The organism is Mucilaginibacter humi, from assembly GCF_013087555.1.
In genome coordinates, this window is the sequence record NZ_JABFCR010000004.1 from 34,586 (window position 1) to 47,392 (window position 12,807).

21 protein-coding genes are annotated in these 12,807 nt (G+C 43.9%); 4 read left to right on the forward strand and 17 right to left on the reverse strand.

Translation table 11 applies throughout. The features are described from left to right. Positions 1–20 precede the first annotated feature (20 nt). Genes HK413_RS21775 through HK413_RS01465 form a run of 4 tightly spaced genes read right to left on the reverse strand, consistent with a single transcriptional unit; the run spans position 21 to position 1,598 of the window. Entirely contained in the window at positions 21–398 is a 378-nt protein-coding gene (locus tag HK413_RS21775; RefSeq protein ID WP_175268875.1) for a hypothetical protein, read from the reverse strand. Continuing rightward, a complete protein-coding gene (locus HK413_RS01455; protein ID WP_175268876.1) occupies positions 311–862 on the reverse strand; it encodes a hypothetical protein in 552 nt (183 codons plus the stop codon). Before HK413_RS01455 ends, HK413_RS21775 begins: the two co-directional genes overlap by 88 nt. Before the next feature lie 23 nt (positions 863–885). Further along, positions 886–1,107, reverse strand: a complete 222-nt coding sequence (locus HK413_RS01460; RefSeq protein ID WP_175268877.1) for a hypothetical protein — start codon at positions 1,105–1,107, stop codon at positions 886–888. Then, on the reverse strand, positions 1,104–1,598 hold the full coding sequence (locus HK413_RS01465) for a carboxypeptidase-like regulatory domain-containing protein (protein WP_175268878.1): 495 nt from the start codon (positions 1,596–1,598) through the stop codon (positions 1,104–1,106). The genes HK413_RS01460 and HK413_RS01465 overlap by 4 nt, the downstream gene beginning before the upstream one ends. 163 nt (positions 1,599–1,761) lie before the next feature. On the opposite strand from HK413_RS01465, the gene HK413_RS01470 reads away from it, so the two are divergent. The 4 genes from HK413_RS01470 (at position 1,762) to HK413_RS01485 (ending at position 4,691) form a co-directional block, all read left to right on the forward strand. Then, complete coding sequence (locus HK413_RS01470) at positions 1,762–3,309, forward strand: phage tail sheath family protein (RefSeq protein ID WP_217451925.1); 1,548 nt, start codon at positions 1,762–1,764, stop codon at positions 3,307–3,309. A gap of 120 nt (positions 3,310–3,429) precedes the next feature. Beyond that, positions 3,430–3,807 (forward strand): phage tail protein, encoded by a 378-nt coding sequence (locus HK413_RS01475; protein ID WP_317169186.1) that lies wholly within the window; start codon positions 3,430–3,432, stop codon positions 3,805–3,807. A gap of 69 nt (positions 3,808–3,876) precedes the next feature. Continuing rightward, a complete protein-coding gene (locus HK413_RS01480) occupies positions 3,877–4,242 on the forward strand; it encodes a phage tail protein (protein ID WP_317169187.1) in 366 nt (121 codons plus the stop codon). Positions 4,243–4,259: 17 nt separating this feature from the next. Then, entirely contained in the window at positions 4,260–4,691 is a 432-nt protein-coding gene (locus tag HK413_RS01485) for a CIS tube protein (protein WP_175268879.1), read from the forward strand. Positions 4,692–4,710: 19 nt separating this feature from the next. Here HK413_RS01485 and HK413_RS01490 read toward each other — a convergent pair whose 3' ends face one another. The 13 genes from HK413_RS01490 to HK413_RS01545 form a co-directional block, all read right to left on the reverse strand. Then, positions 4,711–5,103: a hypothetical protein gene (locus tag HK413_RS01490; protein ID WP_175268880.1), complete on the reverse strand. Its 393-nt coding sequence runs from the start codon at positions 5,101–5,103 to the stop codon at positions 4,711–4,713. A 114-nt stretch (positions 5,104–5,217) separates the two neighbouring features. Then, on the reverse strand, positions 5,218–6,480 hold the full coding sequence (locus HK413_RS01495) for a carboxypeptidase-like regulatory domain-containing protein (RefSeq protein ID WP_217451926.1): 1,263 nt from the start codon (positions 6,478–6,480) through the stop codon (positions 5,218–5,220). Continuing rightward, entirely contained in the window at positions 6,432–6,953 is a 522-nt protein-coding gene (locus tag HK413_RS01500) for a hypothetical protein (protein WP_175268882.1), read from the reverse strand. Before HK413_RS01500 ends, HK413_RS01495 begins: the two co-directional genes overlap by 49 nt. Next, entirely contained in the window at positions 6,868–7,275 is a 408-nt protein-coding gene (locus HK413_RS01505; RefSeq protein ID WP_175268883.1) for a hypothetical protein, read from the reverse strand. Before HK413_RS01505 ends, HK413_RS01500 begins: the two co-directional genes overlap by 86 nt. Positions 7,276–7,299: 24 nt before the next feature. Next, positions 7,300–8,364, reverse strand: a complete 1,065-nt coding sequence (locus HK413_RS01510) for a carboxypeptidase-like regulatory domain-containing protein (protein ID WP_175268884.1) — start codon at positions 8,362–8,364, stop codon at positions 7,300–7,302. A gap of 158 nt (positions 8,365–8,522) precedes the next feature. After that, on the reverse strand, positions 8,523–9,044 hold the full coding sequence (locus HK413_RS01515; RefSeq protein ID WP_217451927.1) for a hypothetical protein: 522 nt from the start codon (positions 9,042–9,044) through the stop codon (positions 8,523–8,525). A 112-nt stretch (positions 9,045–9,156) separates the two neighbouring features. Then, complete coding sequence (locus HK413_RS01520; protein ID WP_175268886.1) at positions 9,157–10,068, reverse strand: carboxypeptidase-like regulatory domain-containing protein; 912 nt, start codon at positions 10,066–10,068, stop codon at positions 9,157–9,159. Then, positions 10,022–10,255 carry a hypothetical protein gene (locus tag HK413_RS01525; RefSeq protein WP_175268887.1) on the reverse strand — a complete coding sequence of 78 codons (234 nt, stop codon included), beginning with the start codon at positions 10,253–10,255 and terminating at the stop codon, positions 10,022–10,024. The genes HK413_RS01520 and HK413_RS01525 overlap by 47 nt, the downstream gene beginning before the upstream one ends. Positions 10,256–10,257: 2 nt before the next feature. Further along, positions 10,258–10,977, reverse strand: a complete 720-nt coding sequence (locus HK413_RS01530) for a hypothetical protein (protein WP_175268888.1) — start codon at positions 10,975–10,977, stop codon at positions 10,258–10,260. A gap of 92 nt (positions 10,978–11,069) precedes the next feature. Then, positions 11,070–11,387, reverse strand: coding sequence for a hypothetical protein (locus HK413_RS14325; protein WP_217451928.1), 318 nt, complete (start codon positions 11,385–11,387; stop codon positions 11,070–11,072). After that, the gene (locus HK413_RS01535; RefSeq protein WP_175268889.1) at positions 11,314–11,796 is read right to left on the reverse strand and encodes a hypothetical protein; all 483 of its coding nucleotides are present in this window, start codon (positions 11,794–11,796) and stop codon (positions 11,314–11,316) included. Before HK413_RS01535 ends, HK413_RS14325 begins: the two co-directional genes overlap by 74 nt. Before the next feature lie 14 nt (positions 11,797–11,810). Further along, positions 11,811–12,062 (reverse strand): carboxypeptidase-like regulatory domain-containing protein, encoded by a 252-nt coding sequence (locus HK413_RS21780; RefSeq protein ID WP_217451929.1) that lies wholly within the window; start codon positions 12,060–12,062, stop codon positions 11,811–11,813. 101 nt (positions 12,063–12,163) lie between these two features. Continuing rightward, positions 12,164–12,805 (reverse strand): response regulator transcription factor, encoded by a 642-nt coding sequence (locus HK413_RS01545; RefSeq protein WP_175268891.1) that lies wholly within the window; start codon positions 12,803–12,805, stop codon positions 12,164–12,166. Positions 12,806–12,807 lie beyond the last annotated feature (2 nt).

The following is a 12,807-nucleotide window of genomic DNA, read 5'->3' on the forward strand; positions in this document are numbered from 1 at the left end:
CCTTGAACTTAAACCGTTAACTAAATTGCCGCCTTCGGGGAAAAATTGTACATCGGTTTGTTGTGGTGTGGATGGCGCTTCTTTTTCTTCTCCGCTTTGGCAGGGTCGCCTACGTTAAACGATTTGTTAAAGAAATAATCAGGGCCGGCGTTTTGCATCCAGCGGGTGTAGGCACGTATATGGTAGCTGCCTTCGGGCTGGTCGTCATTTAAAATAAAATTGCCTGCTACCATGCCGGCGCCAACGGGCAGCTTTAAACTTCTGATCAGCTGGTCATGATCATCCAACAGGTCGGCGTACACCGCGCCGCTCAGGGCCGACAGCTCATGCTTACTGCCAATGGTGAGATACCCCTTGAACCAAATGGTATCGCCGGGCGCATAGTGCGGCTTATCCATATGCAGGTACACTTTTTCTGGGGGATGCTGTCTGTCCATTTTTGCAGGGCGATGGTTATTTTATCAACCGCGTTATCCCGCTTTATAATCGGTGCAAATGGCGGCTGGTATTCTACAGGCAGTTGGTCGCCCACGCGGGCTATGCCCCAATAACCGGTGATGTAGAAAGCGCGATAATCTGTATAACTGCCTTTCTGGTCGATGATAGCTTCTTTGGTTGCTAATTTTACGATGGACCCTTTTTTATCGATAACAACGGTCTTCTTTTTATCCGCCTGATTTACGTAATAGCTGGTGGCTTTTTTAGGATCATAAACAACATACAATTGTTTAAACTTTAAAGTGGCCAGGCTGGTATCGATAGCTTTTATCAGCGTATCAAATTTGATGGGTTGGTCTTTTACAACTATTAGGTCAGGGTCGGCTATATCGGGGTTGTATCTGAAGGTCCCGTTCCCGTACATTTGGCGGGCTATAAAACCATTCTCTAAAGCCGTATTGGTATATGCCGATCGTAAAAATGCATAAATGAACCCCGGTAGGTTTCCGCACGGTTTTTGGCCCATTTCTTTTTGTCGTCGTCTGATCCGGGGAGTTCTTCAAAGCTAAAGTCGCCATGGTACAGGGCCGTATTATTTTTAGTGCTGTAGCCAAAATCTTTAAGCAGGTAATGGATCCGGTAGCCCAGGCGCTTATTTTCAATGATCAAAAAATCATCAGCCCCGGCCAGAGCAACCCCCTTTTAGTGCTGAAAGTTAAAATTTCGGGGTTAAGTATCACACATTGCCTGCCATTGGCTGATGTGCCCAAAAACGCCTCTTTAAATAACCTTAAATTTATATTTACCGCCCGCTTGTTTCCTATTTTTACCTCATTAAGTACATTGGTTTTTACCGTTAACTGCAGTTTAACATTAACGGGCGCGCCCTGCACCATGATATTGCGCGTTAGCGGGGTAAAACCAAGCATCTTTACCGATAGCTGAAATGACCCCTGCGATACACCTGTAAATTTGAAGCGGCCATCCTCACCGGTAGGCATTACCCGGTCGCTGCCGCCAATGAATACGGTGGCGCCTTTAACGGGCTCGCCTTTTTCATCAGTAACAATCCCGGATACGTCATTCCGCGACTGGGCAAGTGCCCCGGTAGCGACAATGGATAACGTAACAAAAAACAAGAATTTAAGTAAGGTTCTCATAAGCGGGAGAAGGCTTCAATCAAATATAAGATTTAAATATTATTTAGCGCAACTACTTATTAGTGAGGAAATAATACCTGTTGTTCAAGCCTTTATTACTATCATAAATATAAAATATCCTATAAAATTATTAGTTTCAGCATTTATATAACCTAATTATATCATGATTGCCTCAAACATCCAAACACCGGGCGTATATATCCGGGAGAGAAGTGCATTCTCAAACCCGATGGTCTCTGTTGCTACTGCTGTACCTGCTTTTGTCGGGTATACGCCGCACGCTTTGTATGACGGTAAAAGCTACAAAAACATCCCGCAAAAAATAACCTCGCTGGCCGAATTTGAGGCGATATATTGTTACCCGGACGCTGCTAAAGTAAAACAGTATAGCCCGCAATATTATTTGTCGCCACAAAAAAAGACACCACCCAGCGACGACTATATCCAGATTGGCGACAACTATTACACCATATTGCCTGATCCCGATACGATTTATTATTTATACAATAGTATTCGCCTGTTTTATGCCAATGGCGGGGGCGATGCATATGTAGTTTCTGTTGGGGACTATGGGCAACCATCGGGCCGGGCTGCTGTGCCGGGCCGGCAAATTATTAATAACAACGTAAAACTGGCAGACTTAACCGCCGGGTTAGCGTTATTAAAAAATGAACAGGAACCCACGATGTACATTTGCCCGGAAGCTACGCTGCTTTCCGTTGCCGATAATGCTACGCTAATGCAGCAAATGCTGTTGCTAAGTACCCAAACCCAAACCGCTATAAGCATATTTGATATCATTGGAAGTAACGCCCCCGACCCCGTAACCTATATGGACGATATTGAAACTTTCAGGAGCAATACCGGTACGGTTGGTTTAAACTATGGAGCGGCATACTATCCGTTTGTGGGCACAACTATTATGCAACCACGTGAGCTGGATTATACTAACCTGTTTGGTGGCGATGTAAATCAGTTAGCAGCGTTATTGCCTGAAACCGGTGCAGCGAAGGTTATAAATAATATGCAAAACGTTTCATCAGGCACAACAACTGAGCAAAACAATAATGCGCTGCTTGCGGTAAGCCAAACTTATGTTTTAATTATGCGACACCTGTTAACTGCAGCCAATCTGCTGCCGCCAAGCGGTGGTATGGCCGGGGTTATAACTACTATTGATAATGAAATTGGCCCATGGCAACCTCCTGCAAATACATTCATTGTGGGGGTAACATCATTGCCACTTAAACTAAACGACGCTGAGCAGGGCCCTTTAAATGTTGATGCTGTTAGCGGCAAATCTGTTAACGCAATAAGATATTTTAATAATAGGGGTATTTTGGTTTGGGGCACACGTACACTTGATGGTAACAGCCTTGATTGGCAATACCTGCACGTAAGGCGTACTATGATATACATTGAGCAATCAGTTAAATTGGCAGCGCAGCCGTATGTTTTTTCGCCTAATGATAAAAACACACGGGAAGCCGTGAGGGCCATAATTGGCAGCTTTTTGGCGGACATTTGGAAAGCCGGCGGATTGATAGGAGCTACACCGGCTGAGGCATTTTCGGTAGATTGCGGCCTGGGTACAACCATGATAGGGGATGACATACTAAATGGCTATATGACTGTTGCTATAAAAGTGGCTATGATACGCCCTGCCGAGTTTATAATGTTAACCTTTCAGCAGGAAATGCAAAAATCCTGATTAAAAATTAATCAATCATAAATAATAAATAAACATGGCAGACAACGGTAGCAAAGAAGGCGCAATATGGCCTATGCCGAAATTTAGATTTGAAGTAGACCGGGTTCCGAACTGCAAGGCGTGGCTTTCCGGGAGGTATCAGGTATGGACGTAGAAACACAGGTGATAGAGTATCGCCACGGTAACAGCCCGGTATTCTCTACAATAAAAATGCCCGGGATAAAAAAATATGGTAACGTAACTATGAAGCGAGGCATATTTGTTAATGATAATATGTTTTGGAACTGGTACCAGGAAATAAAAATGAACACCATTAAACGCCGTACAGTACTTATTAAACTGCTTGACGAAACCGGCGCGGTAACCATGCAATGGCAGCTTAACAATGCCTGGCCAACCAAAATAACCGGCACCGACCTTAAAGCTGACGGTAACGAGGTTGCTATTGATACTATTGAAATTGCGCACGAACAATTGATTATAACAAATGGTAACTGATAGTTATTACCCGCCGGTAGCATTTTACTTTTCGGTATCCTTTAAAGGCGTTGATGCTGGTTTCCGGAAGTGTCGGGTATCTCGAAAGAGGTGGGGATAGAAGAAATTACAAGTGGTGGCGAAAATCGTTTTAAATATAAACTGCCTACGGTTACCACCAGTCAAAACCTTATATTAAAGCGGGGGGTGGTGCCCGCTGGATCAAAACTGATAAGCTGGTGTGCACAATGTATTGATGGCGGACTGGCTACCCCCATCCAACCACAGGATATAATGGTAAGCTTGTTGGGGGCCGACGGTATGGTAATAAAAAAATGGATGTTTTATAAAGCCTGGCCCGTAAAATATTCACTGTCCGAAATGCACTCGCAACGAAATGAGATCCTGGTAGAAACAATCGAACTGGCGTACACTTATTTTGACATTAATCTTTAATACCTGCTATGGAGTTTATGAAGATAAGCGCATTTGCCGACCGCGATTTTAAGATACCGGCCCGCGATAGCAATGACATAATTATGCACCCATACAGGTTTATGCTAAACCCTGATGCTATACAGCAGCAGCGTACTTTTATGCCAAACGAAGCAAATGGAAACACCCCCGGCGGCAAGTTAAGTTTTGACGCGGTAATTGATGCCACCGGCCTTGTGGACCCCAAACGCACCAATCTGCCTGCCGAAATGCAAAAGATAGAAGCTATTGTATATACTTACAACGGACAGATACACAGCCCCAATTTTGTAAAAATGGAATGGGGCCACCACCTTACTTTTTATGGTACCCTTATCTCGCTTGATATTGCTTATACACTTTTTAAGCCCGACGGTACACCGCTGCGCGCAAAAATGAGTTTCGTGTTTGAGCAGTGTTTTCCCGGCTAAGGGGAAGTGTTGCAGCGCTCTACTCCACTTTGTACCGATAAACATACCGGCCTAATTCGCCTGCAGCGTTTAGGCCTTCTACAACTACCCGGTAAGTACCCGGCCCGTCGGCATTAAAGAAATTGAGTGTGGCTTTGCCGGTAACGTCAGTGTTTAAGTAAGGGTCCCAAAATATAGTGGTACGCAGATCGGGCGATTTAGGGTCATTTGGTCGGTCGTATCGCGGCGAGTAAAACTGGCGCACTTTATTGAAACCTTTGGGTTGTATATTGGCAATAGCCGGGTTGTATTGTTTACGGGAAGTATATGGCTTGGTAATGATCAATAAAACACCGCCAACCGATTTGTCCCCTCCGGTACTTAGCGCGTTAAGTGCCGCCAGATTATGTGTTACCAATAATAATTTTGCCACATCTTCCGGTTGTAATGACCCTGTTAACACATCATTAATTTCATCTGATTTTTAAAAGTCTCCCATTTAACGCCATAGCTACGCCAAGTAATTCAACGTTTTCGGTAGCTACTGTTATATCTCTCCGGAACTCATCAGTCGTTTATAGCCTGTTATCGGGTCCATCCCTACGCTGATACTCCCCATTCTACCCTGCAAAAAGTGTTCTAACGTTGGGTAATTTTCAGGTTCGGTCATCGTCAATATTTTATCAGCGGACTGCTCATCCATGAGTTTGGTCATACCCTGTGTAGCAGTTTCTTCAACTTTTATTTTGGCAGCTTTAATATCTACCTGTTTTAAAATGTTAGGTCCGGTCAAATTAACCGTATAACCATCATCTTCAGCCTTTTTTAATATCAACTTAATAATACTTGCATCAGCAGCGATAGGTTTAGGGCCGATGTTTACCCCGGGCAGGGTATCAATACGGATAATAACCTTATCACTGTGTTTTTCGTCGCGGGCCTGTATGGCAATCTTAGCGCTGTCGGCAAACATCAGGCTGTCAAACTTAAACCTGCCGTTATCATCGGTAGTGGTTAGTTTATTTAGGCGGGCATTTAACGATATCAATAATACATTGGCATTTGGCAATGGCTTGTGCGTTAAGGTAGTTACCAAACCAGATATAGTGGTGCTGACCCCTTCAGCTGCGAAAGCTGGTTTAATGTTTACCGTATTTAACAGGATATTGGTGCTTGGCAACTTCCCGCCCTGTAAAACCGCTATCCGGCCCGATGCTGTGGTTCCCAACTCCGCGTCAGCATATATGGGCTTGGTATTTACAGTATTTAGCAACGATTGCCACTCAAACCTGCGGTAGCCTTGGATAAGCATCAGGTTATCAAGCGCCTTGTTTACATCATCACTGTCTTTGCTAAAATAGTAGTTGGGTTTTTCGATATAGCCTTTTATGTCCGAGCTTAGCAGCAGGTTTGAAAAAATGGTGCTCTCGGCTGTTTCATCTGTGGGTACTTTATTTTCGTCAATAACTGCCGCCGAAAAATTTGCCGCTATTGGACTGCCGGCGCTGTCATGGGCATCTAAGGTTAACTGCACATGTTCCCTGCTTTTATAAACAGCTTTAGGGGTTTTAATTGCTAACTGCATTTGGTCTGCATTCTTAATAAAAGCAATGCGCTCATTTAACGGCTCGTTATCAGCATTAAATAGGGTAAACTGCGCTATCCCGCTGGGGAAAGAGCTCTTATCCAGCCAAAAAGATGTTATCGGTCCGTCAACATTAACAGGTATGGTGTAGACCAGTTCGCCGCTGCTATGTGCTATCAAACTAAGTTTGGTATGTTGTAAAGCCGATGATGCTTGTACGCGCACCAAAACGCTGTCTTTATTAGGCTGGTAAATGCTGAGCGCGTAACCTGGTAAACTGCCGATGGCAGCTCAAAATCTTTGGTGGTACCATCAGCAAATTTAATGTTGGCCGTGTAGCTTTTACCGGGTAGGGGCCGTAATAAAAAATTACCCATGCCGGCATGTTGCGTATTGAGTTGCGCTACTATATTATTGTCGTTATCGGTTATGGTACCGTTTACAGGTACACCTAAACCATCGGTGCCTGTAGCTTTAAAACCAACGTGCGAACTGATTCCGGTCACAAGTGCTCCTCCCTCCGGAAAAAATTGCACATCTGTTTGTTGTAAAATAGGCTGGGCGGTATTTTTATTTTGTGCGATGATAGGTTTGCCAACGGTAAAAGTATGGTCAAAGAAATAATCTTCGCCGGCATTGCGCATCCATTGGGTGTAGGCACGCACGCGGTAGCTGCCCGCTTTTATGTCCTCGCTCAATACCGGGTTTCCGGCAACAGTTCCCCTGGTTAACAGGTAACTTTAAAGTTTTTAAGGCCTTGTTTTGCTCGTCTATCAGGTCAATATACACCGCCCCGCTTTTTGACGATAGCTGGTGCCTGCTACCCATTGTAAGGTAGCCTTTAAACCATATAGTATCGCCCAGCGCATAGTATGGCTTATCCATGTGCAGGTAGGCCTTTTCCTGCGGTAAATTATTTGCCCAGTTTTGTAAGGCATATACCGGCTTGTTAACGGGCATGTTGCCGCGGGGGATCTCGGCGAAGGGCGTTATATACTCAACCGGCAATTCTTCGCCCATACGTGAATTGGCCCCAGGCGCCTTTTATAAAAAAGTGCGATAATCTGTATACCTGCCATTTTTATCAATAATAGCTTGTGGGGTAGATAACGTTAGTACAGACGCGTTATGATCAAAGATGACGGTCTTTTCAAAGCTTACAGACTTCCGGTCTTTATCGGCCATGGCGCGCAGATAAGCGGCTGCCTGTTTAGGGTTGTACGTTATATACAACTGTTTAAACTTAAGCGAGATAAAATTGCTGTCGATAGCTGTGATTAAGGTGTCAAACTTTACAGGTGTGCTTATCACTTTAAGTTTATCCGAGTCTTGTAAACTTTCAAGCTTGTTGAACAGGCCGTAACCATATACCCACTTGGTGACAAAACCGTTTTCTAAAACATTATTTGCGTAAACCGACCGTAAAAAGTGCTTTAACGAACCTTTATAGGTTTCCGCACGATTTTTGGCCCATTCTTTTTTTTGCTCTTCTGTTCCTGTTAATTCTTCAAAGCTAAACTCGCCATGATATAGCGTAGTGCGGTTACGGGAGTTATACCCAAAATCCTGCAGCAGGTAACGGATACGGTAGCCCAGGCGCTTATTTTCTATAACTAAAAACTCGTCGGCATTAGCCAACAGTAAATTCTTTTTGGTAGTAAAGTTTAATACTTTAGGATTTAAAATAACGCACTGATTACCATTGCGCGACCAGCCCAAAAACTGCTGCTTAAATATCTCGTAATTATTGGCCCGGGCTCTTTGCGAACCTATTACTACCTCGTTAAGGTTAATAGCTTTGGGCTGCAGGCGCAGTTCGGCACTAAGCGACGCGTTTTTAATGATGATCTCGCGCACAAAAGGCGCGTACCCCAGCATTTGTACCGACAGTTTAAATGTACCCGGCGTGATGCGTGCAAACCTAAAATGCCCATCATCTGTAGTAGGCATAATTTTTTCAGATCCGCTTATAAAAACGGTAGCGCCCTTAACGGGTTCACCCTTCTCATTAATTACAGTTCCATACACATCATATTGTGCCTGTGCAAATACCCCCGTGGCAAGCGCAGACAGTAAAGCAACAAATAATAATCTTACGGCACTTCTCATTGAGATCGGTGATAGGTTCTACCAAATATAAGTTTAGCTAAGGGTTGTTACAATGACTTATAGGTCAGTAATTTGAACTTAATTAAAAGGTTTTCATCATTCAACTTTGTATCGGTAAACTTGCCTGCCCAACTCGCCGGCGGCGTTTATACCTTCTACTACCACCCGGTAATCTGCCGGGCCATCCGCATTAAAAAATCGAAGCTTGCTTTGCCGGTAGTGTCAACTCCTACGTAAGGGTTCCAGTAGATAGTTGTACGAAAATCGGGGATCTTAGCTGCCTCTACAGGATTGTTATAACGCGGCGAGTAAAACTTGCGTACTTTGCTAAAGCCTTTGGGTATTACATTAGCTATGGCCGGGTTGTATCCTTTGCGCCAGTCGCCCGTTTTAGTAAACAATAATACAAAGCCAACAAACCTGTCCATTTGCCCACGTAAGGAGCTTACAAGCGCCTGATTATTTCTAACCACTTCTATTTTAGCTATATCTCCTGCTAAAATACCACCTTCTAATATTTCATCCGCTTCACCACGGCCCTTTATCTTTCTGCCGTCTACAATAAGCCCTATTTCTTTTCCTAAATATTTATCTATCGGTTCTTCTGATGTGTTATTAGCAAACGGCGAAGCCGGAATATTTGCTAAGTCAGGCGATACATTAGCCGGTTTCATATCCACCAATAATTTACGTCCAATTTCATCAACCGGATACTTACGCCTTGAATGCTGGATTGTAAAAACATCCTTAGATTATTATAATTTTCAGGATCAGGGATAGTGATCACCTTATCTACAGATCCTTCGGGTACGGTAAATATAGCCGGGGACGGATCTCTATTTTGGGTGCGGAAATTTTATTTGCTTTAATATCAACTTGCTTAAGCACATGCAGTCCAGTCAGTTTAACTTCTTGACCCCCTTGTTCCGCTTGTTGCTGATGAATCTTTAACTGCCTTGCAACCTCCGTTACATCCGTGCTATTTATATTGTTATTATTTTTAATGGTTACCTGTGGGATGCTGTCTACCGTCAGGATCACTTTATCGCTATTGTTATTATCCCCGGCCTGTAATGTAAACTTAATACTATCGCCAATAAATATTTTCTCAAATCTGAACCGTCCGTTAGCATCGGTAATAGTATCTTTTAGTATGCCTGCCCGTATTGAAAATAACTTAACAAGGGCGCCCGGCAAGGGTTTATGGGTTAAATTTGTGACAAGGCCCGAAAAAGCAGATGTCAACCCCTCTGCTTCAAATACAGGTTTAGTATTTACAATAGTGCTTAATGTGTTCCATTCAAACCGGCGGTAGCCTTGGGTAAGCATCAGGTTATCGAGCGCCATGTTCACGCTGTCTGTTTCGGCGGTAAAATAGTAATTGGGCCTTTCTATAAAGCCTTTAATATCAGATGTTAGCAGCAGGTGTGAAAATATTGTGGTCTCCGCAGTTTCGTCAACATTTACCAGGCTTTCGTTAATAACAGCTACCGAAAAATTACCCGTTGTTGCATTGCCCTCGCTATCATTCGCGCTTAGGCTAAATTGTACATGGTCTTTACTTTTATAAACTGTTTTTTCGGTTTTAATGTCCAGATGCAATTTATCATCGCCCTTAATAAATGTTATCCGTTCGTTAAGGGGCTGGCCGTTGCTGTCAAAAATGGTAAACTGGGCTATTCCGCCCGGAAATAGTTTTTTCAAACCAAAACGATGTTATAGCGCCGGTTAGCTCTACCGGAGATGCAAAGATGCTTTCGCCGCTGCTATGGGCAACCAGTATTACTGTTGACTTTTGTAAGGTTGCCGAAGCGCGGATGCGTACCAAAACACTGTCTTTATTTGGCTGATAAACGGTGAGCACATAACCTTCATTTAAAGCAGCAGGCAACGCTACTTTTTGGTTGTGCTATCTGCAAACTTAACTACAGCCGTATAAGTTTTACCCGGCAGGGGTTTCATGAAAAAGCTGCCCATACCGGCATGCAGGGTGTTAATTACTGCTACAACGTTATTATCATTATCAATTACATTGCCGCTTACAGCAGTGCCGATACCGTTAACGTTTACAGCCTTAAAGCCAACCTTTGACGCGATGCCGTTAACCAAACAACCACTCTCGGGGAAAAACTGCACATCTGTTTGTTGAAATGATAGCTGACTTTTACTTTTAATCGTTCCGGGCTCACCTAAATTAAACACGCGGTTGAAAAAATAATCCTGGCCGGCATTTAGCATCCATTTGGTGTACGCACGTATATGGTAACTGGCCGACGGCAAATTAGCGTCTAATATAAAATTGCCCGCTAACATGCCATTACCTACAGGTAACTTTAAAGCTTTAATAAGCACATCGCTATCGTTTAACAGATCAACATACACCGCACCGCTTATGGCCGATAGCTCATGCCTGCTGCCCATGGTAAGGTAACCCTTGAACCAGATCGTATCGCCGGGGGCATAGTGAGGCTTATCCATATGCAGGTATACTTTTTCCTGCGGGATGCTGTCTGTCCAGTTTTGCAAGGCAATGGTTAGCTTATCTACCGCGCTGTTTCTGTGCGAGATAGGAGCAATTGGTGGCTGATAATCAACCGGTAGTTGGTCGCTCACACGTGCCGGGGCCCAGTTGCCCCTGATGAAGAAATCGCGGTAATCGGCATAGCTGCCTTTTTTATCTATTAATGACTGATCGGTAGTAAGCTTTAATATTGATGCATTTTTTCGATAGGTACGATGATCTTATCGTTGTTCTTTTTATCCTTAAACCCGGCAGCTTTTCGCGGTTCGTAAGTGATGTATAGCTGCTTAAATTTAAACGCGATCAAGTTATTGCTCACAGCGGTAATCAGCGAGTCGAACTTAACCGGGCGATCAGCTATCAGTACGCCTTCAACCCTTTTAGTTCGAATTATGAGGCCCTTAATGTCGCTGTAGGAATAAACAGCACTACCATATAACGGCCTTGTTATAAAGCCATTTTCGGCAGTGCTGTTGGTGTAAACCGACCGTAAAAAATGCATAAACGAACCCCTGGTAGGTTTCTGCACGGTTTTTGGCCCATTTGCTTTTGTCCGCGTCTGTACCCTCTAACTCTTCAAAACTAAAATCGCCGTGGTATAGCGTTAATTTATCATTACTATTATAGCTAAAATCTTTAAGCAGGTAATGGATGCGGTAACCCAACCGATTGTTTTTGATGATCAGAAAGTCATCCGCGTCTGCCAGTAATAACCCTTTTTGGGTGCTGAAATTTATGATCTCCGGATTAATTATCTCACATTGCCGTGCATTGGCCGAGGTACCTAAAAAGTTTTCTTTAAACAGATTAAAGTTTTTGTTCCGGGCACTTTTACGGCCTATTTTTACTTCGTTAAGCGTTATGGCTTTTGGCTCCAACCGCATTCTGATATTAAGAGCTGTATTTTGCACAAAAATGTTTCGCGTTAATGGGGTATATCCAAGCATCTGCACAGAAACCGGAAAGTACCCTGCGCTACATTTGTAAATTTGAAACGGCCGTTGTCATCCGTAGGCATTACCCGCTCAGAGCCGCCTATAAAAACGGTCGCGCTTTTAAGCGGTTCGCCTTTTTCATTCGTTACAGTTCCGGATACGTCATAGCGTGCCTGAGCAAATATCCCGGTGGAAGCCGCCGACAGGAAAATGAGAAGTAGTAATTTGTAGATAATCCGCATTGGATAGGTGATAGGTTCTATCAAATATAAAACTTAAATGCGGGTTATTGCAATGACTTATAAGTAAGAAATAAGGCGGTATTTAAGAAATGAATGGTAACCTACAACTTCACCAAATCATTCTGTATAGCGTACAGCACCAGCCCGGTGCGCGATTTGAGGTTAAGCCGCTGAAAAAGCGCTTCGCGGTAATTATCAACAGTGCGGGGGCTAAGGAACATTTGGTCGGCTATTTCTTTGTAGGTTAATTCGCTGCAGCAAAGCTTGATAAAGGCCTCCTCGTTCTTTGAGAAGGTAGGCGCCGCTTCGGGCGCGGTGAGCGAGCGTACCATTTTGCCCGATACCAGCTCATTAATATACATGCCTTTATCAACAATGGTTTGTATAGCCTCGTGCACCTCGCTGGGGCTTGATTCTTTGAGCAGGTAACCACAGGCACCGCATTTTATCATCTTAATAACGGCCTTGTCATCCTCAAACATGCTTAGTGCCAATACTTTTACGGTAGGGTAATTGTCCTTTAGCCAGCAGGTGGCGCCGAAACCGTCTAACACCGGCATGTTAATGTCCATTAACACCACATGCGGCAGGGGGTATTCGGTTATAAGTTGTTGCATATGCTGGCCGTTGTCGGCTTCAAAGAGTACCTGCAGATCGTCGAACTCGCGCATCAGCGCGGTTACACCGTGGCGGAACAGGGTATGGTCATCAACAATTGCAATACGTATTTTAGGGGTTTCCATTT

What these genes read in the sequence shown, in the direction of transcription:
- HK413_RS21775 (WP_175268875.1), bottom strand. Translation starts at nt 398, where the DNA reads ATGGATAAGCCGCACTATGCGCCCGGCGATACCATTTGGTTCAAGGGG.
- HK413_RS01455 (WP_175268876.1), bottom strand. Translation starts at nt 862, where the DNA reads ATGTACGGGAACGGGACCTTCAGATACAACCCCGATATAGCCGACCCT.
- HK413_RS01465 (WP_175268878.1), bottom strand. Translation starts at nt 1,598, where the DNA reads ATGAGAACCTTACTTAAATTCTTGTTTTTTGTTACGTTATCCATTGTC.
- HK413_RS01470 (WP_217451925.1), top strand. Translation starts at nt 1,762, where the DNA reads ATGATTGCCTCAAACATCCAAACACCGGGCGTATATATCCGGGAGAGA.
- HK413_RS01485 (WP_175268879.1), top strand. Translation starts at nt 4,260, where the DNA reads ATGAAGATAAGCGCATTTGCCGACCGCGATTTTAAGATACCGGCCCGC.
- HK413_RS01505 (WP_175268883.1), bottom strand. Translation starts at nt 7,275, where the DNA reads ATGGGCGAAGAATTGCCGGTTGAGTATATAACGCCCTTCGCCGAGATC.
- HK413_RS01510 (WP_175268884.1), bottom strand. Translation starts at nt 8,364, where the DNA reads ATGAGAAGTGCCGTAAGATTATTATTTGTTGCTTTACTGTCTGCGCTT.
- HK413_RS14325 (WP_217451928.1), bottom strand. Translation starts at nt 11,387, where the DNA reads ATGCATTTTTTACGGTCGGTTTACACCAACAGCACTGCCGAAAATGGC.
- HK413_RS21780 (WP_217451929.1), bottom strand. Translation starts at nt 12,062, where the DNA reads ATGCGGATTATCTACAAATTACTACTTCTCATTTTCCTGTCGGCGGCT.
- HK413_RS01545 (WP_175268891.1), bottom strand. Translation starts at nt 12,805, where the DNA reads ATGGAAACCCCTAAAATACGTATTGCAATTGTTGATGACCATACCCTG.